The following is a 25,341-nucleotide window of genomic DNA, read 5'->3' on the forward strand; positions in this document are numbered from 1 at the left end:
GGCGTCACCAGAAGTGATCTGTTACCTGCCAACACCTTCGCCTTGTTCCCAACGGTTCGCGCAGGTGGAAGCCGGTTCGCTGAAACAGTTTTCCGGGGATTTCAGGACTCCCAGCGCACTCCGACGGTGCCCGGCCGCACGCCGGGGGCGACCAGCGAGGTGGTCCCGGCCGCGCCGAGCCACAGGTCCTCGACGTGGCGCTCCGGGCCGTGCAGCCCCGCCCGGTCGTAGCGGCGCACGCGACCGGGCTGCCCGCCCGCGAAACGCAACTGGATGGTGTAGAGGCCGACCGGGCGGGTGAAGCGGCGGTAGACGTGGTCGAGTGGGAGGCCGTCCGGCAGCCGCAGCTCGTACTCGACGATCGTGTGTTCGCCCTGGCTGAGCGGCCGGTCGAAGAGCAGCTCGGCCACCATCGACCGGCTCGCCGCGTCGCGGCGCACCCGGCCGCGCCGCGCGTAGGCCACCCCGGCCAACTCCGCGGGCGCGTACGCCGGGTCGTCGATCTCGTGGCACACCAGGCACCGGCTGACGTGGTCGGTCGCGGCGCGCAGCACCAGCCGGGTCCGCTGCCTGCGCTCGCCGGTGAGCTGGTCGACGGTCACCACGTCGGCGATGCTGACGAAGTCCACCTCCGGCGCCGAGTCCAGCCCGGCGAGCAGCGGCCCGCACGACGGCCACATGGCGCGGCGCGACAGCGTGCCCGCGGGCCTGCCGACCCAGCGCCCACGCGGCTTGCGCCCGCCGAGCAGCGCGACCAGTGAGGACTGCGGCAGGTCGAGGATCTGCTCCAGCCTGCTCAGCGCGGCCAGCGACTCCGCGCGCTCCGGCCTGCTGCGCCCGTTGCGCCAGTAGGAGATCGCGGTGCGGCTGACCGTGACCCCACTGTCGTCCAACCGTTTGCACAGCCGTTCCAGGGTCAGCCCGGACGCCTCGATGGCGGCGTCGAGGGCCAGCTCGAATGGACCGGTCCGCAGCAACTGGCGTACTTCTCGGTTCATGGTCGCCTCCCAATAGGAGCCAACGCTAATCGGCGACGGGCGATCCACCAATACGTTGGACGAAGTGGCTTCGCGGCTTGTAGTTTGCGGTCGATGTTCGATGTGATCATTGTCGGGTGCGGGCCGACCGGCGCCATGCTGGCCGCCGAGCTGCGGCTGCACGACGTGCGGGTACTCGTCCTGGAGAAGGAAACCGAGCCCGTCTCGTTCGTCCGCATAGTCGGCCTGCACATCCGCAGCCTCGAGCTGATGGCCATGCGCGGGCTGCTGGACCGCGTCCTCGAACACGGACGGAAGCGCCCGGCGGGCGGGTTCTTCGCCGCCATCGACAAACCCGCGCCCGAGAACCTGGATTCCGCGCACGCCTACCTGCTGGGCATCCCGCAGCCGGTCATCGTCCGCCTCCTCACCGAACACGCGATCCACCTGGGCGCGCAGGTCCGGCACGGTCGCGCGGTGGCCGGTCTCGCGCAGGACGGCGAGGGCGTGACCGTCGAACTGGCCGACGGCGAACGCCTGCGGTCGCGCTATGTCGTCGGCTGCGACGGCGCGCGCAGCACAGTGCGCAAACTGCTCGGCGTCGGTTTCCCCGGCGAGCCTTCGCGAACCGAGACGCTGATGGGCGAGATGCATGTGGGCGTGCCACCGGAGGAGATCGCCGCCAAGATGACCGACCGGCGATTCTGGCTCAGGCCCTTCGGCGAAGGGGTCTACAGCGTCCTGGTTCCCGCCGCCGGAGTCGGCGACCGCGCGAAGCCGCCCACCATCGAGGATTTCCAACGACAACTGCGTGCTTTCGCGGGAACCGATTTCGGCGTGCACTCCCCGCGTTGGCTGTCCCGCTTCGGCGACGCCACCCGGCTGGCCGAACGCTATCGCGTCGGCCGGGCGCTCCTGGCGGGCGACGCGGCCCACATCCATCCGCCCATCGGCGGCCAGGGCCTCAACCTGGGCATCCAGGACGCGGTCAACCTCGGCTGGAAGCTGGCGGCGGAGATCCGCGGCTGGGCGCCGGAAACACTGCTGGACACCTACGAGACTGAGCGGCACCCGGTCGCCGCGGCCGTGCTGGACAACACCCGCGCCCAGACGGAACTGTCGTCGACCTCCCCGGGCGCGCAGGCGGTGCGCAGGCTGCTCACCGAACTGATGGATCTCGACGAGGTCAACCGCCACCTGATCGAGAAGATCACCGCCATCGATCTCCGCTATGACCTCGGCGACGGCCCCGACCTGCTGGGCCGCCGCCTGCGCGACCTCGATCTGGCACGGGGCCGCCTCTACGACCAGCTACACCATGGCCGCGGCCTGCTGCTGGACCGCACCGAACGTCTGACCGTCGGCGGTTGGGCGGACCGGGTCGACTACCTCGCCGATCCCACAGCGGCACTGGACTTCCCGTGCGTCCTGCTCCGCCCCGACGGCCACATCGCCTGGATCGGCGATGACCAGCGGGACCTGGACGTCCACCTCTCCCGCTGGTTCGGCAACCCCGCCCGCGTCGATCAGTCTCAATAGGACGTAGTGAACCGGCGCAAGCGCAGACTGTTCGTGACCACGAAGACCGAGCTGAACGCCATCGCCGCGCCCGCGAGCATCGGGTTGAGCAGGCCCGCCGCGGCCAAGGGCAGCGCCGCGACGTTGTAGGCGAAGGCCCAGAACAGGTTGCCCTTGATGGTGGCGAGGGTGCGGCGGGAGAGGCGGATCGCGTCGGCGGCGGCGCGCAGGTCGCCGCGGACCAGGGTGAGGTCGCTGGCCTCGATCGCGGCGTCGGTGCCGGTGCCCATGGCCAGGCCGAGGTCGGCGGTGGCCAGCGCGGCGGCGTCGTTGACGCCGTCGCCGACCATCGCCACCACCTTGCCCTCGCCGCGCAGCCGGGCGACGACGTCGGCCTTGTCCTGGGGCAGGACCTCGGCGATCACCTGGTCGATGCCGACCTCCTTGGCGACGGCCTCGGCGACGGCCCGGTTGTCGCCGGTCAGCAGGATCGGGGTGAGTCCGAGGTCGCGCAGCATCCGCACCGCCTGCGCCGACGTGGGTTTGACGGTGTCCGCCACGGTGATCACCGCGCGCGGCGCCCCGTCCCACGCGACCGCCACGGCTGTCTCGCCGCGGGCCTCAGCCGCGGCCTTCGCGGCGGCCAGGTCGTCGGGCAAGTCGAGACTCCACTGCCGCAGCAGTTCCGCGCGGCCGACCACGACGGCGTGGCCGTCCACGACGCCCTGCACACCCAGGCCCTCGGTCGCGGTGAAGTCCTCGACCGCGGGCAGTTCGACCCGCTTTCGGGCGCCCGCCGCGATCGCTTGGGCGATCGGGTGTTCCGAGGCGTGCTCGACCGCGCCCGCCAGCCGCAGCGCCGTCGTCTCGTCGACACCGTCGGCGGTGATGACGTCGACCAGTGCCATCTTCCCGGTGGTCACCGTGCCGGTCTTGTCCAGCACGACGGTGTCGACGCGGCGGGTGGACTCCAGGACTTCCGGCCCCTTGATGAGCAGGCCGAGCTGGGCGCCGCGGCCGGTGCCGACGAGCAGCGCGGTCGGCGTGGCCAACCCGAGCGCGCACGGGCAGGCGATGATCAACACGGCCACGGCGGCGGTGAACGCCGCCGAGACGCCCGCCCCGGCGCCGAGCCAGAACGCCGGCGCCATCGCCGCGAGCCCGATGACGATGGGAACGAAGATGCCGGACACCCGATCAGCCAGGCGCTGGACCTGAGCCTTCCCTGCCTGCGCGGCCTCGACGAGCTTGGCCATCTGGGCGAGCTGGGTGTCGGCGCCGACCCGGGTGGCCCGGACCACGAGCCGCCCACCCGCGTTGACGGTCGCGCCGACCACCGGGTCGCCGGGGCCGACCTCGACGGGCACCGACTCGCCGGTGAGCATCGAGGCGTCCACCGCGGACTTGCCGTCCTCGATCACCCCGTCGGTGGCGACCTTCTCCCCCGGCCGGACGACGAAGCGGTCCCCGACCGCGAGCTGGTCGACCGGGATCCGGACCTCGGCGCCGTCGCGCAGGACCACGACGTCCTTGGCGCCGAGTTCCAGCAGCGCGCGCAGCGCCGATCCCGCCCGGCGCTTCGCCCTGGCCTCGAAATAGCGGCCGGCGAGGATGAACGTGGTGACCCCGGCGGCGACCTCCAGATAGATGTTCGCCTCGCCGCCCATCCGCTGGATGGTCAGCTCGAACGGGTGCGTCATCCCCGGCACACCCGCGGTACCGAAGAGCAGGGCGTAGAGCGACCAGCCGAACGCGGCGAGCGTGCCCAGCGAGATCAGCGTGTCCATGGTGGCCGCGCCGTGGCGCAGGTTGACCCAGGCCGCCTGGTGGAACGGCCACGCCGCCCAGACCACGACCGGGCCCGCCAGCGCCAGCGAGATCCACTGCCAGTAGGTGAACTGCAGCGCCGGAACCATCGCCATGGCGATGACCGGCACCGACAAGGCGATCGAGCCGATCAGCCGCTGCCGAAGCGGGTCACCCGCGGACTCGGTGGCAGGCTCGGCCTCGACGCGGGGCAGAGTCGCGGTGTAGCCCGCGGCCTCGACCTGCGCGACCAGCTCAGCCGGATCGACACCGTCGGAATAGGTCACCCTGGCTTTCTCGGTGGCGTAGTTGACCGTCGCGGTCACCCCGTCGAGCTTGTTGAGCTTGCGTTCGATCCGATTCGCGCACGACGCGCAGGTCATGCCGCCGATGGCGAGCTCGATCTCGGCCGGGCGGGACGAAACGACGTTCGTGGTCATGATGCCCTCCGCTCTCAGTTGTGGCCACCGTGGCCGGGAGAGGCCGAAGTGGACGGTGCGGCTGTGGGTGTGGTTCCGTTGGTGGACAAAGTGAACTCGGCCGTGCGGACGACGCCGTGGTGCTGGAAGTCGAGAAACAGCCGGTAGACCCCGGCGCTCGGGACCTCGGCGAAGAACACCACGTCCGGACCCGGCCGGGTCTTGCCGTCGCCTGGCGTGCCCTCCGGATGCACGTGCAGGTACGCGAGGTCGCCACCGCGGAGCGCGACCAGGTGGCCGTACGAACCGAGGTACGGCTGCAAGTCGTCGACCGGCTTGCCGTCCTTGGTCACCGACAACGTCACTTTGGACGACGAGCCCGCCACGAGGTCACCCGCGAGCCGGACCTCGTAGCCGTCCACCGTGGCCACTCGGGACTCCGGGAACTCCACCGGGGCGCTGTCACCGGGAACGGTGAGGTCCACGCCGAGGGTCAGCGGGTCCGCCCCGGTCGGCGCGAAGTCGGCGAAAGCGCGGTAGCCGCCCGCCCGCTGGAGATTCAGCGGCACGGTCCACGTGCCGTCGGCGGCCATCGTCGGGTGGACGTGCTGGAAGCCGGAGGTGTCACGCCGCACGACGATCAGATGCAGCGGCTTCTCATGCGCGATGTCGAACGCGGTCAACGCCTCACCCCCGGGCTTGGTGATCCGGAAGGAGAACGGCTGGGCTGAACCCAGCGGCAGCGTCGCGCGGGTGGGCGTGAAGGTGAATCCGCCACTGGAGGATGTCAGCCCCTTGGGCAGGTCGCTCGGCGCGCTCTCCGCGGCGCCGTGGCCCCCACCGTGCTCGTTCGCCGCGGAGTCGATGGGGCCGACAGCGGTGCCGACCGCCCAGGCACCCCCGGCGGCCAGGGCGATCACCGCGCCGTAGGCGGCGAGCTTCGCTGCTGTCTTCATCTCTGATCCTTTCGCTACACAGGCGACTCGGCGTGCCGCGCCACCTTCTTCAATATACCCCCTGGGGGTATCCGGGCGCTATTGCCCTGCTCACACAGCCGTTGAGAGGAGGCCGCTATCCGACGATGCGGCGGGCGCCGATGTAGTGGCCGTCGCCGCGGATGGACCGGACGTCGACGAGTTGCCCCTCGGTCGGGGCGTCGATCATCTTCCCGGCGCCGACGAACATCCCGACGTGGTGGATGCGTGCCGGGTTTCCGCTGCCATCGTCGTAGAACACCAGGTCACCGGGGATGAGCTCGTTCATCGCGACCGGGCGGCCGAGGGTGAACTGGGCTCGGCTGGAGTGCGGCAGCCTGATACCCGCCTTCGCGTAGGCCCACATCGTCAGGCCAGAGCAGTCGAACTCGTTCGGGCCGACGGCGGCCCACTCGTACTCCGCGCCGCGCCGGTCGAGCGCCGCCTGCAGCGCGGTGTCCGCCGCACCCGGCGGCCGCAGGTAGACGCCGTTGTCCTTGACCTTGGCCATGTCGGCCTTCTCGGCCGCCGGGAGCGCGTTGAGCGCCCGTTTGACCTCGACGATCTGCTTGTCCAGGTCCGCGCGGCGGTTCTTGATCTCCACGATCAGCCGCTCCGCCGACGCGGTGGCCTCCTGGGATCGACGCTGGGCGTCGGCGGCGTTGGCCCGGGCCTGGTCGGAGCCGCGCACGGCGAGAACCATGCCGTCGAGGGCCTCGCTGTTGTCGGTGGCGAGCACCTGCAGCGCGGCGGCGCGGTCGAGGAAGTCCGCCGGGCTGTCCCCGGTGAGCAGGGCGGAGATCTTGGAGAACCGCGCACCCCGGAACGTGGCGGCGGCCAGCAGGTCGACTTCGCCGCGGAAGCGGTCCTGGTCGCCCTGCGCCCGCGCCTGCTGCTCGGTCGCGGCGGCCAGGTCGGCGGTGGCCTGCTCCGCTTCGGCGCGCTTGACCCCGAGGTCGTGCTGGGCTTTGAGCAGGTCCTCGTCGGCTTGGCCCGCCAACTCGGCGAGACGCTCGTAGCGCGCCTTGGGATCCTCCGGAGTGGACGGCTGCGCTGAGACGGGCGGCGCGGCGATGGCCAGCACGGCGGCCGCGGCCGCTGTCAAGTGGATGGGTCGGCGGAAGTACACGGGTGGGTCCTAACTGGGGAGAGGTCCGCCGTCGCGACGAAGGTCAAGCGACGGTGATGGCGCAACAATCCGAATTCCGCGAGCGGATTCGGACAGACCTCTCCTACGCGCGCAGCACGCAGAGCCGGGTCAGATCGACCCGGGAAAGAAGAACCGCCGGTGACACACCGCTTCCACGCGGCGGCACAACACGGGCGTGAACGTCGAGTGCCCCACTCAACTTGGCGCACACGAACAGCACGGCCACCGTCACCGAAACACACAAGGCCAGCAGGCCACCCGGCGCACCGTCATCGTGGGAGACGGGCGTCAGGGCATCTTCGCCGACCACCGCGTCGGTCACGTGCGTGGCGGCGTGGCCCGCTTGGGGGCCGTCGGAGGCACAGTGCAGCCCGAACAACGCCCCGGCGATGAGGAACAACGCGACCAGCACCCGGGCGAGCACGGCTCGCCTGGGCTGACCAGTCATCGCCTCGGGCACTCGGACAGCGTACCCGCGGGTCGGAATCGCTCGTTCGAGGTCACCGACCGCATCAGCGGGGATCGCGCTCGAAGACGAGGTCGAAGTCCTTGCGCCAGGTCACTCCCTGGTCCTCCGACGCCTCCCAGCGACCGTCGATCCGGCCCTGCCCGACATCGGCGACGAACCGCTGGAACATGTCGGGATCCTCACGCCGCAACTCCCACCGCGCGCCGTCGAAGGTCATCGCGAAGACGCGGCAGACACCGCGCTCGTCGTGGTAGAGGGCCGTGTAGGCGTCGTTCGCGTCGCTGCGCCCCAGAATCAACACCATCTCACTCGTGGCGTCCCCGACGTCGCCCTCCATCGTCCAGCGGAAGTCGATGAACGCGTCCCCGAGCCACCCGACCGCCGCCGACCCCGGCACCTCCAGCCCCGCGGGCTCCAAAAACCACGCGTCCCGCAACGTCGTACGCCAGCTTCCAACCAGAACGTCCAACCGCTCCATGGCCGGGTTGCGCATCGCTTCCTCCCTTGGCGTCGACCGGTTCAGTGAACCACTTCGCAGCCTTGGGCACCCGTCCCCCCGAGGCGGTCGGCCGCCTCGGGGGGCACCAAGGTCAGCTCGCGATCGTGGTGTTGATCCAGCTCTTCACCGCGGCGACGTCACCGAAGATGGAGTTGGTCTGGCCGCAGGTGCTGGCCCCGGGGCCACTGGCACCACGGCTGACGACACCGACGAGCCTGCCCGCCGAGAAGGCGGGACCGCCGGAGTCGCCATAGCAGTCGGTGCCGGTGGTGCTGGTGTCGAAGCAGAGTTCGACGGCGCCGCTGATCCCGCCGCAGCCGGAGTCACTGGTCAGCGTGGTGCCGACCGTCTTGAGGACCGGGCTCATGCCACCACAGCCGCGGGGTGCGCAGGTCTGCCCGAACCCGTAGAGACTGGCCGACGAACCGACCGACGGCGACGTGGTGGCCATCGGCGCCGGGGTGAGCGTGACCGCCGAGGAGAGCTTGTAGAGGCGGAAGTCGTAGGCGCCGCCGTTGTAGCTGGGGTGCTTGACCGAGCGGGAGACGGTGCGGACCTGGCCGCCGGTGTTGAGATCCTTGGAACCGACCCGAATCCGAGTCGCCCCACTGCAGTGCCCCGCACTCAACACCCACTGCGGTGCGACCAGGGTGCCGCTGCACCACATACCGCTGGAGTCACCCACCGCCGCGGCCCAGGACGGAGCCACGGTGACGACGCTGCCACCCACAATCCGCTCGGTAGCCCCCGCCGTCGCCGCGACGCCCGCCGTGGCCAGAGCCACGCTGGCCGCCAGGAACCCGATTCGGACAGCTGCCTTCTTGAAGTTCATCGAACCTCCATTTCGCAGGGAGACGCCCACGAGCCAGCTAGCCGACTCATGCCCTCTGGCGCCTTTTGGGACACACCCCAAACTAGGGCGCGATAACCCCGCATGGTGATCCCATTTGGCTATACCACCGCACACACCCACACGCACACTAAAGTGGCAGCCGACCAAACGCACTAAACCGCCGCCCGGCAACGAAACAGCACCACAACGATCCCAGTCCCGCCCCCAACCCCGTCCAGGCGATCTTTAACATCCGAAAGTCGAATGTTAAACAATTGCGCCAGGGGTTCGGCCAGCCCAGCCTCCGGGCTTATAGCGAGCAGCAAGATATCTGCCCCGCAATCGCGCGGACACTTCTTCCGCATGCCGAGAGTCATGCGAACACAACACCAAGTCCCGCCGCAAAGGATGCCCCTTGATCGGCCGACAAACCACCCCCAAAGGCACCGCCCCCACAGGACTGACCAGCCCAACCCCCAACCCCGCCCGAATCAACCGCACCATCGCCCCCCACTCAGCCACATCATGCCCAGCCCGCGGCACAAACCCAGCCTCCCCGCAGGCACGAACAAACGAGTCATACCGCCCACTCCCATCATTGGGCGACACAACAATCCACTCCTCAGCGGCAAGCTCCGCTAACGCCACCTCATCCTGCCCCGCCATCGGATGAGAAGCAGACAACCCAACGAACGCGGGCTCCCCCTCAACAACAACAAGCCCCCCGGGAAGCGATCCCCCATACCGAATGACGATCGCGAAATCCACAGCACCATCCGCGACCCCGCTCAACAGCGACTCACCAGACCCCGCCTGCGTCAACACGCGCCGACCAGGACTAACCCCCTGGACCACCTCAACCAGATCCTCCAACAACACACTCAACACCGACCCAACCCGCACCTCCGCGGGCCGAGCCATCGCCGCCGCACGTTCCTGAATCAGGGAAAGCCCGCAGATCACCTCCCCCGCCCCACGAAGAAACCGACGCCCCAACTCCGTAGGCACCACCACATCCCCATCGCGCCGAAAAAGAGCACCCCCAACGGCCAGCTCGATCCGCCGAAGACGCACGAGCAGCGCGGGCTGACTGAGATTCATGGACATGGCGGCCAGACGAAGACTCCCCGCCGAAGCGACAGCCAGAACCATCCGCAGATGCCGCGCCTCGATCCGCATCAGACGCCTAGATCACGCAGGGCACAGGCCGAGGCGACGAGGACTCCACCACGTCCCCCACATTCGCCACCCACCAGTCCCGATAATGCGCCCGCAGCCCGATCTCCCCCTGATAGTCCGCCACCAGCAGCCGGTGGAACTCGTCGACGTGAAGATCGACAGGGCTGTCCACACGCCAGCAGAGCACGGTCGACTTGTAGTGCGGCTCCCCCGCCAACGGCCGCAACACCACATCAGCAGGCGGCACACACATCGGGCTGAACAAGGCGATTCCCTCACCGCTGCGCACAAGCTGGAACATCGACTCGCACGTGTCGACCCGGTGCCGGATGCGCGGACTGAACCCTGACCGCCCACACAGCGACCGGAAACGCGCCTCCCGCCCAGCCCCGTCAGCGTCGCCGCCGATGATCCAGCGCTCGGAAGCCAACGCCTCCAACGGCAGCGCGTCGAGGCATGCGTGCGGATGGTCGGCGGGCAGCCCGACGAACGCGGGCTCGACCTCGGTGACCACCCGCCGCAGCACCCCGTCAGGCAGCGGCAGCCGGGATCCCGGGAACTCATAGAACAGCACTAGGTCGAGTTCACCCCGCCGCACCATCGCCAGCGCGTCCGGCACCGAATTCACGTCGTGCAACGCGATGTCCGCGCCGGGCATGGCGGTGCGGAGCAGGCGGAGCCCGGTGCCCGCGTCGAGCACGGACATCACGCCGAACACCACCGGGCCGGACGCGGACGCGGTGTCGGCGAGCAGGCGGTCGAAGCGGGCCAACAGGTCCCGGCCGGAGCCGATGACGTAGCGGCCGAGTTCGGTCGGCGTGATCCCGCTGCGCGCCCGGGTGAACACCGCGCCGCCCAGCACGTTCTCGATCCGCTGGAGCTGGGCGGCCAACGCGGGCTGGGCGACGTGCAGCACCCCGGCCGCCTTGCGGATGCTGCCCGCACTGGCGATCTCGACGAGCACCCGCACGTGCCGGATGTCCAACCGCATGCCATTCACCCTTGTGGACCCGTTTTCCCCGGGCAACCGACCATCGTCGGGTGCCGTTCCCAGGGGAAACGGCCTGAACCTGCCATCACCCGAACGATGAACATCAATGTTCACCGATTCTGTTACGGTGAGAATATGACCATCCGTAATCAATCGCGCACCTTCCGTGCGCGAAAGCCCAAGCGCCGCATCGTGCTGCTCGTGCTGGCGCTGTTCGCGAGCCTGACGGCCGCGGCGGTCAGCATCCCGGCCGCGGCGGCCGCCGAGCCGACCTTCACCTCGGGCAACGGCATCGACGTCCGCAACGTGTGGCACAGCACCCCGCGCACCTACGTCATCAACGTCCACAGCGACTCGGTCGACACCCGGTCGATCGCGTGGACCTACCACGACCTGATCGTCACACTGCCCGAGAACTACAACCCGAACGTCGCCTACCCCGTCCTCTACCTCTACCACGGTCGCGCGCAGAGCCCGGGCGCGTGGCACAACGAGGCCAACATCGAGGCCGTCACCCGCGGCTACCCGATCATCACCGTGGCCGCCGAGGCGGGCTGGGCGGGCTGGGGCACCAACTGGGTCAACCAGTCCGCGGGCGTGCAGCAGTGGGACCGGTTCCACCTCGACGAGGTCATCCCGTTCATCGACCGCAACCTCAACACCATCCGCGCCAGGGAGGGCCGCGCGGTCGCGGGCTTCTCGATGGGCGGCTTCGTGGCGCTCCGCCACGCCACCCACCGGCCGGGGCTGTTCCGCATGGCGGTCGGCATGTCCGGCGGCTACAACCTGGAGGACCCACGGATGCGCGCGGCCGTCACCGGCCCGCTCCCCCTCAAGGGCCTCCCCCTCGACGGCCCGTTCGGCGCCCCGTGGGACGGCTCATGGGCGTTCAACAACCCGTGGCACCGGGTCGGCGCGCTCAGCGGCGTCCACACCGTGCTCTACGCGGGCACCCGCCACGACGACGTCCTGGAGGCGCAGGCCCACCGCCTCACCTACGAGTTCCACCAGCACCTGCTGGCCAACGGCATCAACAACAGCTGGATGGTCGAGTACGACTGCGGCCACTGGATCGAGTGCGCGGCGCGCACCGGGCTCGGCCGGGAGATGCCGGTCATGATGGACGTGCTCTGGCACCCGTGAGCTGGGCGGGGGCCTGCCCCCAGCAGGCCCCCGCTCTCCACTCCTCACCACAGCGTTGCCGCGCTCTCGCGGTGGTGCTACGGTCGTAGATACCCCCAGGGGGTATCTACGAGGAGGCGTCATGAATCACGAACACCACCATCACTCGCCGCAGGTCAGTTGGGGCATGGCCGCGTCGGCGACGCTGCACTGCCTCACCGGCTGCGCGATCGGTGAGGTGCTCGGCATGGTGATCGGGACCGCGCTGGGCTGGGGGAACGTCGCCACGATCGTGCTGGCGGTGACCCTGGCGTTCATCTTCGGCTACGCGCTGACGATGCGCGGTGTGCTGCGCGCCGGGGTGAGCTTCGGTCAGGCGGTGAAGGTCGCGCTCGCCGCCGACACGGTGTCGATCGCGGTGATGGAGGTGGTCGACAACACCATCATGCTCACCGTGCCCGGTGCCATGGAGGCAGGCTTGGCCAGCTTCCTGTTCTGGGGCGCGCTGGCGTTCTCACTGGCCGTGGCGTTCGTGGTCACCTGGCCGATCAACCGCTGGATGATCGGCCGCGGCCTCGGCCACGCCGTCGTCCACGCCTACCACCACTGAGTCAGACCGCGACCGGAACGACCACCGATTTCAGCACCCGCCGCGCCAGCACGTCGTTCTGCCGCACCATCGGCGCGTTGGTCCGCGGTCGGGCGAACGCGGCGAACGCCCGGCCGCTGGCGTAGGGGCCTACGGCGTAGCGGCGGGGATGGGGTCGGCCCGCCGCGTCGACGATCTGCAGTTCCTCGGGGGTCACCTGGATCAGGCCGGTGCCGAGGCCGCCGTCCAGCCGTTCCTCGACCACCTCCCCAGCGGCGTGCCAGTCGGCGAGCAGCGTGCTGGTGGTGCGGTGCAGGTGGTGCTTGGGCAGGCGGGCCTCGATCAGGCCGGTCGCCTCGACGGTCTCCGGGGTCGTCGAGCTTCCGGCGAGGAACACCGACCCTTGTGGACGGATCCACAGGTCGGCGCCGAGGAAGCGGACGATCCCGGCGCGCGACAGGGCGAGCAGTTCCTCCAGCCGGTCCGGCGGCGGCCCGCTGGCCAGGTAGCTGAAGTAGCCGAAGAACCAGCCGTCCGCGTCGGCCAGCCGGGACTTGCCGACGAGCTTCGGCGAGGTGAGCACCCGGGGCAGCTGCCCGAAGACCGACAGCAGCGCCATGAACGCGCCCATGTCCGCGCTGTAGGTGGGATCGCCGCGCCGCGCGATGTCGGCCTCGATGTACGACCGCAGGTAGTCCTGGAAGTCGTCACCCGAGGGCAGCACCAGGCCGTCGATCGGCCGGTCCAGCCGCTCGAAGTCGATCCGGTCGGCGGGGTCCGGCACCGCCCGCGCCACCAGGTCGGCCATTTCCCGGCAGTACCAGGGAAGTTCGGTGTACTCGGCGGCGAACTCGGCCCAGGACAGGCGGACCCGGTCGGGGTGGGCGGAGAACAGCTCGCCGTAGTGCCCCCACGCGATCTCCTTGGCCATCAGCGGCCACACGTCGGCGCGGAAGTCGATTCGGTCGGCGGTGAGGAGTTCGTCGACCGGGCCCTGGGCGAAGAACTTCGGCAGCTCCGGCCGGGTCCCCTGCAAGCGGTACCGGGTCTTGCTGCGGTACGGCACGCCGCGCCGCGAGCCGACGTGGATGCGCGGTTCCCGCCCGGACGGCTCGTAGGTCAGGCCGTCGGCCGTGCGCACGAACCGGCCGCCGCGGCCCTCGGTCAGCAGCACCATCAGGTCGATGAACGCGAGGCCGAACCCACGCAGCACGATGTCGCTGCCCGCCTCAACGCCGGAGAGATCGACGTCGGCGGAGTAGGCGGGCGGCAGGTAGAACAGGCCGTTTCGGTCGGCGAAATCGGCGAGTTCCCGCTGGTCGGCGTCAGGCGTGGCGTCAAGGTGGCCGAGCGCGAGGATCACCAGGTCGGCGGTCACCGGCGCGTCGCCGGTGTCGAGCCAGACCTGCTGCCGCTCGGCCCGCGACCCGGTGATCCCGGTGACGGTCGCGGCGTGCACCTGCACGGAGACTTCGCTGGGCAAGCCCGCGACGGTCGTGGCGAAGAACCACGCCAGGTACGCGCTCTGCACCCGCCTGCTGACGAAGGACCTCGACTCCATCGCGGCCAGTTCGTCGCGCACGTCGGGGTCGATCGCCGCGTCCGAGATCGCGCCCGTGCGGACCTGTTCTGCCCACTCCCACAGGGTCGGCCCCGGGCGGATCGGCCCCTCACAGGTGACGGACTCGTCGGTGAACATCGTGACGTCCTCGGCCATCGAGTTCATTCGCAGCAGGTTCGGCTGCTCGTGCCGCCACACCCGCCCCGCGCCCGGCGCGTGGCTGTCGATGAGGTGCACCAGCAGCGGCCTGCCCGCCAGCAGCTCCGGCGCGTTGGCGCCAAGGCGTTCGACGAGCCCCACCGCGCGCGGGCCCGCGCCGACGATCGCGATCACCACCGGCTGCACTGGCTGTCCCCCCGAGGTCGACACCGGACCACCGACAGTCCGGAGAGTGGCCGAGGCTGATCGACAGCGGCTCGGAGTGCGCTCGAGCTACCGGGTGCCGAAGGTGCGGCGGTAGGTGTCCGGGGAGACCCCGACCATCCGGTGGAAGTGGCGCCGCATCGTCGTCGAGGTGCCCATGCCGGTGCGGTCGGCGATCAGGTCGACACCGTCGCTTGTGGACTCCAGCAGCTCCTGCGCGCGGTGGATGCGCTGTGTCAGCACCCATTGCAGCGGGGACGTGCCGGTGACCGCCGCGAAGTGCCGGGTCAGGCTGCGGGTGCTCATGTGCGCGCGGCGCGCCATGTCGGCCACCGTGACGGGCCGGTCCAGGTTGGCGAGCAGCCACGCGAACAGGTCCGACAGCGGGTGCCCGCGTTCGTCGGACACCGGGTTCGCGATGAACTGCGCCTGGCCGCCGGGCCGGTGCGGCGGCACGATCAGCAGCCGCGCCAACGCGTTCGCCACCGCGACGCCGTAGTCGGCGCGGACGACGTGCAGGCACAGGTCCATCGCCGCGGCCTTGCCCGCCGAGGTGAGCACGTCGCCGTTGTCGATGTAGAGCACGCTCGGGTCGACCTCGACCATCGGATACCGCTCACTCAGCACGGGCGCGTGGATCCAGTGCGTCGTGGCACGCCTGCCGTCGAGGAGACCGGCCTCGGCCAGCACGAACGCCCCCGTGCACAGCGACACCACCCGCGCCCCGACCGCGTGCGCCGCGCGGACCGCGTCGACCAGCTCGGCGGGCGGATCCGCGTCGACATCGGGGACGGCCGGGACGACCACGGTGTCGGCGTCGACCAGCGCGTCCAGGCCGCGGACCACCGGATACCAGGGCGCGAGACGCTCGGGGTCGGGCGCGCAGACGGCGAAGTCGTACCAGGGGTCGGCGAGGTGAGTCCGGTTCACGCCGAATACGTCACTCGGGGCGGCGAGCTCGTACAGCGGCACCCCGGGGACGATGGCCAGCGCGATCGAGGGCATGGCCGAAAGCGTACGCCATGTGGCGTTCCAGCCACTCGTCTGTCGCCCGGCGCCGGACCACGATGGTCACCATGACTTCCGTGACCGTCTACGGCGCCTCCGGCCACACCGGCCGCTTCATCGTCTCCGAGCTGCGCGAACGCGGCCTGACCCCGATCCTCTCCGGCCGCGACCCCGAAAAGCTCGCCCTCATCGACGGCGAAGCCCGCCCAGCCTCCTTGGACGACCCGGCGGCCCTCGACCGCGCGCTCGCGGGCTCGGCAGCGGTGATCAACGCCGCGGGCCCGTTCGCCGTCACCACCCTCCCCGTCCTCGAAGCCGCGATGCGCGCAGGCATCCCCTACCTGGACGTCGCCGCCGAACTGGAAGCCGTCGTCGACACCTACGCCCAACACTCCCGCGCCGTGGCGGCGGGCATCCCGGTCGTCCCATCGATGGCCTTCTTCGGCGGCTTAGGTGACCTGCTAACCACCGCGGCCCTGGGCGACTGGGACACCGCCGACGAAACCGACGTCGCCTACTGGCTCAGCAGCTGGCACCCCACCAACGGCACCCGCGCCTCCGGCCGAGTCTCCGGCCAACGCCGCGACGGCCGCCGCCCCGTGGTCACCAACGGCGAGCTGGTGTTGCGAGAAACCCCCGCCCCTCAAACGGAATGGACGTTCCCGGCACCGATCGGCCGAGTCCCGGTCCAGTCCGAATTCACCATGGCCGACTCGGTGGTGATCGCCCAGCACCGCGCCATCCCGGTGACACGCTCCTACATGGCGACCAACGCGGTCGCGGACCTCAGCGGCACCACCGCACCCACCCCCACCGACGCCCGCGGCCGCTCAGACCAAAGCTTCCTGATCGACGTCAAGGCCCATCGAAACAGGGAAGAACGCCGCATCACCGCGACGGGCCGCGACATCTACGCGATCAGCGCACCACTGGTGGCCGAGGCAACCGAACGAGTCATCGGCACCACCCGATCCGGCGTTCTCCCCCCAAGCACGATCTTCGACGCGTGGGACTTCCTCGGTTCGATCAAGGACCTCACGGTGTCGTAGGCAGCTCACCGCTCGCACGCCCGAAGTGATCGCCCGTGCCCAAGTCCGCCCCCGCCGCCAACCACCACCGCGCCTGGCCCTCAGTGCGAACCCCGTCAACGATCACCTTCGGCCCCATCGCGTGAACCAGCTCCGGCAACGCACCCAAAGCGACGCTGAAGGGTGACTCCGGGGACCGCGCCTGCCGAGCGACGTGAGCGGGCGCGACGCGCACAGCGGCCACCGGATGGTCCTCCACCAACGCAAGATCACCAAGGCCGAAGTCGTCGAGGAACACCGGCACGCCAAGCGATGCGAGCGCGGCGAGGTTGGCCGCGCCGTCGCCGCGGGTGTCGGCCAGGACCCGCGTCGGCACGCCGAGCAGCAGGTCGTCCGGCCGCAACCCGGACGAGGCCAGCGCGTCACGAACCCGAGCGGTCAGGTCGGCGTCGGTGGACTGGTGGGCGGTGAGGGCGACCAGCAAGGGCAAGCGTTCCCGGCGCCGAGCAGGCCACCACCGCACCCGAACCCCCGCTGCCCCCATGGCCCACCCACCAAGCCGCAGAATCAGCCCAGTGTGCTCAGCAAGCTCGACGCACTGCTCATGCGGCAACGCCCCCGACTCAGGATGCTCCCACCGCAGCCGCGCCTCCACCCCCGCCGTCTCACCGGTCAGCGACGCGAGCCTGCGGTACCGGACCGTCACCTCACCGGACTCCCACGCCAGAGGCATCGCGGCCGCGAGTGCGTGCACGCGGCGGTCCTCGGCGTCAAGGGCTGCGTCATACAGCTCCCACTGACCGCGCCCACTCGCCTGAGCCCGCCGCAACGCGGCGTCGGCGGCACGGAGCACCTCAGCCGGACTGGTGTCCGGATCAGGCCGGTGCACCACGCCGATCGACAGCGACACGTGACCATCCACAGAGGCCATATCAGCCAGCGCGGACACCGTCGTGACCACGTGCGCGGTCGTGGCCGTGTTCTCCAGCAGGACACCGAACTCGCCCCCGTCGAACTTGGCGACCATCGCCTTCTCCGCCGCCACCACCGCGACGAGCCGCTGGGCGACCGTGGTCAACAGCCGTTCCGCGGCCCTCCGACCAAGGCTGTTCCCAAGTTCGGTGAACGCGTCGAGACCGAGATGGAACAACGTGATCCCGTGCCTGCGGTCGGCACGCTCCAGCGCACCCTCCAACTGAGAACTGAAGAACTGCCGGTTGGGCAGCCCGGTGAGCACGTCGTGCAACGCCTGACGGCTCAACTCGCTCTGCAGCAGGACAAGCTCGGTCCCGTCCTCGACAACAGTCACGAACTGCCGCGGCTCACCATCACCATCGCGCAGCAACGACGCGGTCAGCGTCACGCGCGCGATGTCGCCGTCCTCGCGCAGCAACTGCTGCGACTGCTTGATCCGAGCACGCTTGCCCGCCAGCAGCGCCGCATAGTCCTCACGCAGGATCGCCGCGAAGTCCGGGTGGACGAGGTCGAACAGATCGCGACCGGTCAGTTCGTCGGCGGCGTGCCCCAGTATCTCGCCGATCGCACCGTTGACCCGCACGATCGCCCCGTCGAGGTCCGTGATCACGATGCCGTTGGCCGACGCGGTGGCGACGCCGTCGAACCGGGCCTCGCTCTCGTGCAGGTGCCACTTCGCGTCGCGGACGGCTTTGAGCAGGGACAGCTTGATGTTCTCCTGCTGCAGCAGCGCCCTATCCCGGTTCGCCGCGGCGTACCCGCTGGCCAACGCGCCGACGCACAGCGCGATGCGCTCGGTGGCGCCCGCCAGCCCGGGCAGTGCGGGAAGGCCGCGGCCGAGCACCTCCACGGTCCGGTCGAGCGTGCCGTCGCCGACCGCTTCCAACTCGACCAGCCGTGCCCCCGCCGCCCGCGCGCGCCCGGTGTCGGGCGGCTCGTCGACGACGTCGGCGCACACCGCGTCGAGCAGCGCGGCGAGTTCGCGTTCGAGGTCGTCGCGGGACATCGGGACGAACCCGACATCGCTGAGCAGGTAGGCCCATTTCCTACTCAGGATCAAGCGTTCGCGCGCGCCGTCGTCCGGCTGCGGCGAACCGTCGTCCTGCGGCTGTCGCAGGTTCACGGCGTCAGGGCCTGCGACCGACGCCCGCATAGAACTGGGAGTTCATGTCGGCCTCACCCGCGATGTCGGCAGGCCCTTCCGGCCGCCACAGACCGCACCCGACCAGGCCGGGCTCGACCATGTCGTAGCCCGCGAACAGCGCCTCGATCTCCGCGTGCGAGCGCAACTGCACCTGGTCGCGGCTCTTGCTGCGCTCGACCAGGCCCGCCACCTCGTTGATCTCGGCTTTCTTGTGGTCGTCGCTGGCGTGGGTGATCGCCATCATGCTGCCCGGGGCCAACCGGTCGCGGTAGCGGGCGAGCAGTCCGATCGGGTCCCACTCGTCGGGGACCCAGTGCAGCATGAACAGCATCAGCACGCCGACCGGCTCGTCGAGGTCGAGCAGCCGCCGGGCCTCGGGGCTGCCGAAGATGCCCTCCGGGTCGCGGATGTCGGCCGCGACGATCGCCACCCGGTCCTCACCGGCCAGCATCAGCTCGCTGTGGGCGACCGCGACCGGGTCGCGGTCGACGTAGACCACCCGGCAGGCCGGGTCGATGCTGTGGGCGACCTGGTGCAGGCTGCCGACGGTCGGGATGCCCGCGCCGATGTCGAGGAACTGCCGAACGCCCTGGTCCATCATGTGCCGGACCGCTCGGCCGAGGAACGCGCGGTTCATCCGCACGAGTTGGCGCAGTCCGACCAGCATCTGCTCGGCCTTGCGGCTGAGCTCGCGGTCCGCCTCGAAGTTGTGGCCACCGCCGAGGAGATAGTCGTACGCGCGGGCAATGCTCGGCACCGTCACGTCCACGCTCGACGGGACCCAGCCCTGCCACTGAGACAGGTTCACGGAGGACACCTTCTTAGACCGGAAGTGGGGAAGGTCAGCAGACTACCGCCTCCAGGGTGAACCGAAGTCCACCCGTCAGAGTGATCATGCCTAACCCGATCGGTGGATTTGGCGCACCGTCCAACAGTTCTACTGTGGGCGTCCCCTTTTCTGACCCAGGAGCGCGAGATGACCGTCCCGGTCGCGCCAGGACGCTGGCCGGTTCTCGGTCACACACCAGCGATTTTGCGACAGCGCTTGGGTTTCACGGCCGCGCTGCGCCAGTACGGCGATATCGTGCGCATCGATCTCGGGCCGCTGCCCGCCCACGTCGTGACCACTCCCGAACTCGCGCACCGCGTCCTGGTGACCGACGGCGCCGCGTTCGAGAAGGGCTCGATGTTCGACAAATTCCGCGCGTACGTGGGAAACGGCCTCGTGCTGTCCTCCGGCGCGTTCCACCGCAGGCAGCGTCGGCTCATGCAGCCGTCGTTCCACCGCGACGAACTCGCGCGCTACCTCGACACGATGGTTGGCGCCGCAACGAGTTTGACGGCGTCGTGGCAGCCGGGCGAGGTCCGCCAGGTCGACCAGGACATGCAGGCGGTCGCGGTCACCGTCGTCGGCGAGACCCTGTTCTCCGCCGGACTCGGCAGGGACGCGATCGAGGAAGCCCGCCGGTCCATCCCGGTCGTGATCAAGTACGGGATGCTGCGGGTGCTGTCCCCCGGCTTGTTCGAGCGACTGCCGCTGCCGGTCAACCGCCGGTTCGACGAGGCCACCGCCCGGATGCGAGCGATCGTCATGGAACTGATCGCCGACCGCCGCGCCTCCGGCGTCGACCACGGCGACCTGTTGTCGCGCCTGCTTTCCGCGCGCGACGAGGACACCGGCGAGCGCATGGACGACGAGCAGGTGCACGACGAGGTGATCACCCTGCTCAGCGCCGGGATCGAGACCAGCGCACTCGCCCTGGCCTGGGTGTTCCACGAGATCGCCCGGCACCCCGACGTGGAGCGGAAGGTGCACGCCGAGATCGACGAGGTCCTCGCGGGCGGGCCGATCACCTTCGCCGACATCACCCGGCTGGAGTACACCCGCCGGGTCGTCACCGAGACCCTGCGCATGTATCCACTGTGGATACTCATGCGCCGCGCCACGACCGAGGTCGACCTCGGCGGTGTCCGGCTCACCCCCGGCGACGAGGTGATCATCAGCCCGCACGCGCTGCACCACGACCCGCACACCTACCCCGATCCGCTGCGGTTCGACCCGGACCGCTGGTCGCCCGAGCGGACCGCTGCCGTGCCGAAGGGCGCGTTCATCCCGTTCGGCGGGGGCACCCGCCAGTGCATCGGCAACTCGTTCGCCATGACCGAGATCATCGCCATCGTCGCCACCGTGGCCGCCCGCTGGCGGCTCGTCCCGGTGCCGGGCCTGCCGGTCGAGGTGAAGGTGACCTCGACGGCGTACCCGAGCCGCCTGCCCATGACCGCCGTTCCCCGTAACTAGCTGGAGGTTCTTCCCGTGTTCCACAGTGGACGCAAGCGGATCCGCCGCGCCTGCGCGGCCGCCGTCGGCGTGCTCGGCCTGAGCTTGCTGCTGCCCACCGCCCAGTCCCAGGCGAGCGAGCCCGTCTGCCGCGACCTGCACATGGCGGTCACGCTGGCGGGCATCCCGGAGACGATGTTCGGCAGGCTGTGCGTGCCCGACGGCGCGCGCACAGTGCAGGTGCTCATCCCGGGCGGGACATACAACAGCGAGTACTGGGACACGTCCTACGACGCCGACACCCGCTCGTACCGCCGCGCGGCGAACGACGCCGGGTACGCCACGCTCACCGTCGACCGGCTCGGCACCGGCCGCAGCTCGCGCCCGCTGAGCGCGCTGGTGACCGTGATCGGCCAGGCCGACGTCGTGCACCAGGTCATCCAGCACCTGCGCGCGGGCACGTTCGGCCCCGCGTTCAGCCGGGTGATCGTCGGCGGGCACTCGCTGGGCTCGGCCATCGCGATGATGGAGGCGGGCACCTACCGCGACGTCGACGGCGTGCTGATCACCGGAATGGCCCACCGGCTCAACGTGTTGGGCGCCCTCCCGCTGTTCGCCTCGCTCATCCCGGCCGTCCTGGACACCAAGTTCGCGGGCCTCGGCCTCGACGTCGGCTACCTCACCACGCGGTCGGGCACCCGGTACGGCGCGTTCCACACCCCCGGCCCGAACGATCCCGGGGTGATGGGCGCCGACGAGACGACCAAGGACGTCATCGCCCCCGGCGAGGTGCTCGACGGGGCACTGATCGGCGCGATCGCGCCGTACACGCTGCTCATCGACGTACCCGTGCTGGTCGCGCTCGGCGACGACCCGGCGTTCTGCGGGCTGCTCGCGATCGACTGCTCGACCGCCGAGAGCCTGCGCCGCAGCGAGGCCCCGTACTACTCCCCCGACGCGCGGCTGCGCGCCTATGTCCACCACGGCTACGGCCACTCGTTCAACTTCGCGCCGGACGCCCCGCGCTTCCACGACTTCGCGGCGCGCTGGGCCGACGAGATGGTCGGCCGCTGACGTCAGAACGGCGGAACGATCCGCGCTGTGCCCGTCAAGACCGCGTCAGGACGGGCCACACCGCGCGAGAGGCGGCGTCTGCTTGGGGCAACTGACCCGAGGAGGAGTCGTGACGCTCGCGGAGTTGCTGCCCAGCATCGGCCTGGCCGGTGCGCCGGTGCTGGACGAGAACCTGTGGCCGGTCGATTCGCGCGTGGCCGAGGACGGTGACGTTGTCGTCGGCGGGGTGTCGCTGGCGCGGATCGCGGCCAGGTTCGGCACGCCGTGCCAGGTGCTGGCCGAGTCGGAGGTCCGGCGGCGGGCCCGCCGGTTCCGCCGGGTGCTCGACGGGGTCGAGGTCGCCTTCGCCGGGAAGGCGCTGACCTGCGGGGCGATGCTGCGCTGGGCCGCCGAGGAGGGGCTGTCGCTCGACGTGTGCTCGGCCGGTGAGCTGGCGGTGGCCAGGGCCGTCGGGTTCCCGGCCGCGCGCATCCTGCTGCACGGCAACGCGAAGACCGACGACGACCTGGCGGCCGCGCTGGCGTACGGGGTTGGCCGGGTCGTGGTCGACTCGGCCGACGAGATCGACCGGCTCGCGGGCCTGGGCACCCGCCAGGACGTGCTCGTCCGCGTCACCCCCGGCGTGGACGCCGACACCCACCGGGCCATCGCGACCGGGGTGGACGGCCAGAAGTTCGGCTTCTCCCTGGCCTCGGGCGCCGCCGCCGACGCCGTCCGCAAGGTGCTGGCGCGGCCGCTGCCGCGGTTCGCCGGGCTGCACTGCCATCTCGGCTCCCAGGTCCGGCACGTGTCGGCGTACGAGGAAGCGGCCCGCCGGATGGTCGGGCTGATCGCGGACCTCGGTGTGCCCGTCGAGCAGCTCGACCTCGGCGGCGGGTTCGCCGTGCCCTACCTGCCCGGCGAACCCGACTTCGACCTGCCCGGCTTCGCCACCCGGGTCCGCGTGGCCGTCACCGACGAGTGCGCCGCGCGACGGGTGCCGGTGCCGCGGCTGGTCGTCGAGCCGGGCCGGTCGATGGTGGCCACGGCCGGGATCACGCTGTACCGGGTGGTGTCGGTGAAGGGCCGGTTCGTCGCCGTCGACGGCGGGATGAGCGACAACCCCCGCCCGTCCCTGTACGGCGTCCGGTACGCGGTCCGGCTCGTCGGCAGGCACACCAGGGCCGTCCGCCGCCCGATGACCGTCGTCGGCAGGCACTGCGAGGCGGGCGACATCCTGGCCGACGACGTGCCGCTGCCCGCCGACCTGCGCCCTGGCGACCTGCTGGCCGTCCCGGTGACCGGCGCCTACCACCACGGGCTGGCCTCGAACTACAACCAGGTCGGCCGACCGCCGCTCGTCGGGGTCCGCGCAGGCCGGGCGCGGCTGCTGGTCCGGAGGGAAACCTCGGCCGACCTTCTGCGCCGGGACGTGTTCGTCAGGAGAATGGCGGACAACGACCGAACGGAGCGCACGATGACGGACCCACAGGACCCCGACTACAACGCCGGGGTGCCGAGTTTCGACTACGTCCGCGACCGCATCGAGGGCAAACTCGCGACGTCGGCGGGCGCGACCGAACTGGCCGGTGAGCAGCCCGAGGCCAAGTCGGTGGACGAGAAGATGGCCGAACGCGACAAGGCGGGCCGCGACAAGCTGGAGGAGATCCGCCGCAAGATGCGCGGCGAGGCGGCCGACTAGGCGTCTTCCAGCAGACCGGCCGCGTCCGCCGTCCGCTGGTACAGGACGTAGCGCCCGTCTCTGACCTTGGTGACGAGGCGCGCGCGGTGCAGTGCGCCGAGATGGTAGGAGACGGTGCCCGGGGTGTAGCCGCTCCGGGTGGCGAGTTCCGCGGTCGAACGGGCGGTTTCGAGGTCCACCAGCAGGGCCGCTCTTGCGTTGCCAACCACTCGCGCGATGCCGGGGCGCCGCGGCCGGGCGACTCCGACCCGCTGGGCGGGGTAGTAGAGGACGAACTGCCCAGGGGTGTCGACCTGGATGATGAGGTTCGGCCAGCTGAGCACGCCGGGGGCGAGGACCAACTCCCGGCCGGTGACATCGATTTCGCCGTCCAGCGACCTCGTGAGGGTGAGCGCGTCGCCTGCCCAGTCGATATCGGGGTGGAGCCCGCCGAGCATTCGGCCGACGCCGTGGGTGGCTATCGCCGTCGCGCGCTGGGCTATGTCCTGATCGATGATCGAGCGCAGCTCGGACCAGCCGTCGGACAAGGTGTCCCGCCAGAACCGGGCCAGACCGTTGGCGAGCCGTCGCTGCAGCCGCCCCGAGTCCGCGATCCGGCGGGTCGAGGACCCCAGCGGCCTGCTCCAGTGGGTCCGGGTGTGGGTGAAGACCTGGTTCTCGATGTCGTCCTGCCCCGCCGCCTCGATCCACGCCAACTGCTCGTCGAGCACGTCACGGCGCTGCGCGTCCGTCCCCGGCTGCGGGGTGAGCAGGTCGGGCGTGTAGTTGTCGCCGTCGCGCGGCAGCAGGTCCGCGAGCAGGGCGACGTCGGGATGGGTGAGTGACGCGCGGGCCAGTGGGCCTGGATCGCCGAACACCGGGTGCCTGCCCGACGCGGCGGTGAGCTTCAGCCAGGCGATGGACTCCGCCGCCGGAGAAGGAGCCAACCGAGTCTTGGCCATCGTGTCGACGTCTACACGCAGCGTGAGCACCGCCCCGACGCTAGCAGTCCGGCGCGGCGGATTTGAACTGATTCGAATCCTTTCCGGTGCGCGGTCCACGTCGAGTTGAGTGGTGTCGCCGATCAACGGCAGCGACACGGAACTCGAAACTGGGAGTGGTTCATGGTGAGGCTGAAGGACACGACGACGAAGAGCCGCACGAGGAAGTTCGGCGTGCTCGGGGCCGCGGTGGCGTCGGTCGCCGGGATGGTCTTCGCGGCGGCACCCGCCTCCGCCACCGTCGCCGAATACCCCACCAGCACCTTCAAGGTCCCGTATGGCGCCAGCTTCTACAACGGCACGGCTACCTGGTTCAACCGGGCGGTCGAGGTCACCGGGACGTTCAGGGCCACCGGGTGTCGGCGGATCTACGCGCGGGCGTTCGCGGGCAGCAACTCGCTGGCCTTCGTGAGCTCCAGCACGTGGTGCGGCACAACCGCCCCGGCGACTCTTGCTCTTGACACGAACGTCGTCGGCGGCGCCGACAACATCTGGGTCTACATGACCGACGACACCGGGAAGTACCTCCACGGCCAGACCTGCTACCGCGGCGCAAGCACGTGCATTGACGGTCGGCACTGATTCCGCGTGCCGATCCCGGTGCCCCGCGGCACCGGGATCGGCCCGCTAGTCCGAAAAGGACTGTCAGGACTCGATGAGCGACACGCTGGTCGGGTAGTTCGAGCAGGTCACGAACCGGGTCCGCCGTACCCACCACTGTGGA

The 25,341-nt window shown here is 70.3% G+C and carries 21 protein-coding genes and 1 pseudogene; 8 read left to right on the top strand and 14 right to left on the bottom strand.

The genetic code is table 11. The features are described 5' to 3' along the window. Window positions 1-101: 101 nt before the first annotated feature. Window positions 102-998: a helix-turn-helix domain-containing protein gene (locus tag ACSHT8_RS11455; protein ID WP_436500421.1), complete on the bottom strand. Its 897-nt coding sequence runs from the start codon at window positions 996-998 to the stop codon at window positions 102-104. Between the two features lie 93 nt (window positions 999-1,091). Between ACSHT8_RS11455 and ACSHT8_RS11460 the strand changes: the two genes are divergently transcribed. Next, the gene (locus ACSHT8_RS11460; protein WP_436500423.1) at window positions 1,092-2,516 is read left to right on the top strand and encodes an FAD-dependent monooxygenase; all 1,425 of its coding nucleotides are present in this window, start codon (window positions 1,092-1,094) and stop codon (window positions 2,514-2,516) included. Here ACSHT8_RS11460 and ACSHT8_RS11465 read toward each other — a convergent pair. The 8 genes from ACSHT8_RS11465 to ACSHT8_RS11500 all read right to left on the bottom strand — a co-directional run bounded on the left by ACSHT8_RS11465 (window position 2,510) and on the right by ACSHT8_RS11500 (window position 10,814). Then, complete coding sequence (locus ACSHT8_RS11465) at window positions 2,510-4,741, bottom strand: heavy metal translocating P-type ATPase (protein WP_436500425.1); 2,232 nt, start codon at window positions 4,739-4,741, stop codon at window positions 2,510-2,512. The genes ACSHT8_RS11460 and ACSHT8_RS11465 overlap by 7 nt on opposite strands. Window positions 4,742-4,755: 14 nt before the next feature. Next, complete coding sequence (locus ACSHT8_RS11470; protein WP_436500427.1) at window positions 4,756-5,676, bottom strand: hypothetical protein; 921 nt, start codon at window positions 5,674-5,676, stop codon at window positions 4,756-4,758. A gap of 115 nt (window positions 5,677-5,791) precedes the next feature. After that, entirely contained in the window at window positions 5,792-6,823 is a 1,032-nt protein-coding gene (locus tag ACSHT8_RS11475; protein WP_436500429.1) for an NlpC/P60 family protein, read from the bottom strand. Between the two features lie 103 nt (window positions 6,824-6,926). Further along, window positions 6,927-7,304 carry a hypothetical protein gene (locus ACSHT8_RS11480; protein ID WP_436500431.1) on the bottom strand — a complete coding sequence of 126 codons (378 nt, stop codon included), beginning with the start codon at window positions 7,302-7,304 and terminating at the stop codon, window positions 6,927-6,929. A gap of 52 nt (window positions 7,305-7,356) precedes the next feature. Continuing rightward, a complete protein-coding gene (locus ACSHT8_RS11485; RefSeq protein ID WP_436500433.1) occupies window positions 7,357-7,806 on the bottom strand; it encodes a hypothetical protein in 450 nt (149 codons plus the stop codon). Window positions 7,807-7,903: 97 nt separating this feature from the next. Beyond that, the gene (locus ACSHT8_RS11490) at window positions 7,904-8,644 is read right to left on the bottom strand and encodes a S1 family peptidase (protein WP_436500435.1); all 741 of its coding nucleotides are present in this window, start codon (window positions 8,642-8,644) and stop codon (window positions 7,904-7,906) included. A gap of 267 nt (window positions 8,645-8,911) precedes the next feature. Then, complete coding sequence (locus tag ACSHT8_RS11495; protein WP_436500437.1) at window positions 8,912-9,823, bottom strand: LysR family transcriptional regulator; 912 nt, start codon at window positions 9,821-9,823, stop codon at window positions 8,912-8,914. Between the two features lie 7 nt (window positions 9,824-9,830). Further along, window positions 9,831-10,814, bottom strand: a complete 984-nt coding sequence (locus ACSHT8_RS11500) for a LysR family transcriptional regulator (protein ID WP_436500438.1) — start codon at window positions 10,812-10,814, stop codon at window positions 9,831-9,833. Between the two features lie 135 nt (window positions 10,815-10,949). Here ACSHT8_RS11500 and ACSHT8_RS11505 point away from each other — a divergent pair, with 135 nt between their 5' ends. Continuing rightward, window positions 10,950-11,957 carry an alpha/beta hydrolase gene (locus ACSHT8_RS11505; RefSeq protein WP_436500440.1) on the top strand — a complete coding sequence of 336 codons (1,008 nt, stop codon included), beginning with the start codon at window positions 10,950-10,952 and terminating at the stop codon, window positions 11,955-11,957. Window positions 11,958-12,123: 166 nt separating this feature from the next. Further along, complete coding sequence (locus tag ACSHT8_RS11510; RefSeq protein ID WP_436502044.1) at window positions 12,124-12,546, top strand: DUF4396 domain-containing protein; 423 nt, start codon at window positions 12,124-12,126, stop codon at window positions 12,544-12,546. A 1-nt stretch (window position 12,547) separates the two neighbouring features. Here ACSHT8_RS11510 and ACSHT8_RS11515 read toward each other — a convergent pair whose 3' ends face one another. Together ACSHT8_RS11515 and ACSHT8_RS11520 are read right to left on the bottom strand one after the other, a co-directional pair. Continuing rightward, window positions 12,548-14,431 (bottom strand): FAD/NAD(P)-binding protein, encoded by a 1,884-nt coding sequence (locus ACSHT8_RS11515; RefSeq protein ID WP_436500442.1) that lies wholly within the window; start codon window positions 14,429-14,431, stop codon window positions 12,548-12,550. 87 nt (window positions 14,432-14,518) lie between these two features. Beyond that, window positions 14,519-15,454: a GlxA family transcriptional regulator gene (locus ACSHT8_RS11520; RefSeq protein WP_436500444.1), complete on the bottom strand. Its 936-nt coding sequence runs from the start codon at window positions 15,452-15,454 to the stop codon at window positions 14,519-14,521. Window positions 15,455-15,525: 71 nt separating this feature from the next. Between ACSHT8_RS11520 and ACSHT8_RS11525 the strand changes: the two genes are divergently transcribed. Continuing rightward, a complete protein-coding gene (locus ACSHT8_RS11525; protein ID WP_436500446.1) occupies window positions 15,526-16,506 on the top strand; it encodes an NAD(P)H-binding protein in 981 nt (326 codons plus the stop codon). Here ACSHT8_RS11525 and ACSHT8_RS11530 read toward each other — a convergent pair. Together ACSHT8_RS11530 and ACSHT8_RS11535 are read right to left on the bottom strand one after the other, a co-directional pair. Further along, a complete protein-coding gene (locus ACSHT8_RS11530; RefSeq protein ID WP_436500448.1) occupies window positions 16,493-18,583 on the bottom strand; it encodes an EAL domain-containing protein in 2,091 nt (696 codons plus the stop codon). The two genes, ACSHT8_RS11525 and ACSHT8_RS11530, sit on opposite strands and share 14 nt — an antisense overlap. Window positions 18,584-18,587: 4 nt before the next feature. Beyond that, window positions 18,588-19,406: an SAM-dependent methyltransferase gene (locus ACSHT8_RS11535; protein ID WP_436502045.1), complete on the bottom strand. Its 819-nt coding sequence runs from the start codon at window positions 19,404-19,406 to the stop codon at window positions 18,588-18,590. A 174-nt stretch (window positions 19,407-19,580) separates the two neighbouring features. On the opposite strand from ACSHT8_RS11535, the gene ACSHT8_RS11540 reads away from it, so the two are divergent. The 3 genes and pseudogenes from ACSHT8_RS11540 to lysA all read left to right on the top strand — a co-directional run. After that, window positions 19,581-20,903 (top strand): cytochrome P450, encoded by a 1,323-nt coding sequence (locus ACSHT8_RS11540; RefSeq protein ID WP_436500450.1) that lies wholly within the window; start codon window positions 19,581-19,583, stop codon window positions 20,901-20,903. A gap of 15 nt (window positions 20,904-20,918) precedes the next feature. Further along, window positions 20,919-21,956 carry an alpha/beta hydrolase gene (locus tag ACSHT8_RS11545; RefSeq protein ID WP_436500452.1) on the top strand — a complete coding sequence of 346 codons (1,038 nt, stop codon included), beginning with the start codon at window positions 20,919-20,921 and terminating at the stop codon, window positions 21,954-21,956. A 109-nt stretch (window positions 21,957-22,065) separates the two neighbouring features. After that, window positions 22,066-23,370 (top strand): annotated as a pseudogene (lysA, locus tag ACSHT8_RS11550) (diaminopimelate decarboxylase); the annotation flags it as partial. 263 nt (window positions 23,371-23,633) lie between these two features. Here the strand turns inward: lysA and ACSHT8_RS11555 are convergent. Next, the gene (locus ACSHT8_RS11555; RefSeq protein ID WP_436500454.1) at window positions 23,634-24,608 is read right to left on the bottom strand and encodes a DUF5937 family protein; all 975 of its coding nucleotides are present in this window, start codon (window positions 24,606-24,608) and stop codon (window positions 23,634-23,636) included. 132 nt (window positions 24,609-24,740) lie between these two features. Here ACSHT8_RS11555 and ACSHT8_RS11560 point away from each other — a divergent pair, with 132 nt between their 5' ends. Further along, window positions 24,741-25,199 (top strand): hypothetical protein, encoded by a 459-nt coding sequence (locus ACSHT8_RS11560; protein ID WP_436500456.1) that lies wholly within the window; start codon window positions 24,741-24,743, stop codon window positions 25,197-25,199. Window positions 25,200-25,341: the final 142 nt, after the last annotated feature.

This window comes from Actinokineospora sp. HUAS TT18 (genome assembly GCF_051364635.1).
Lineage (GTDB): Bacteria > Actinomycetota > Actinomycetes > Mycobacteriales > Pseudonocardiaceae > Actinokineospora.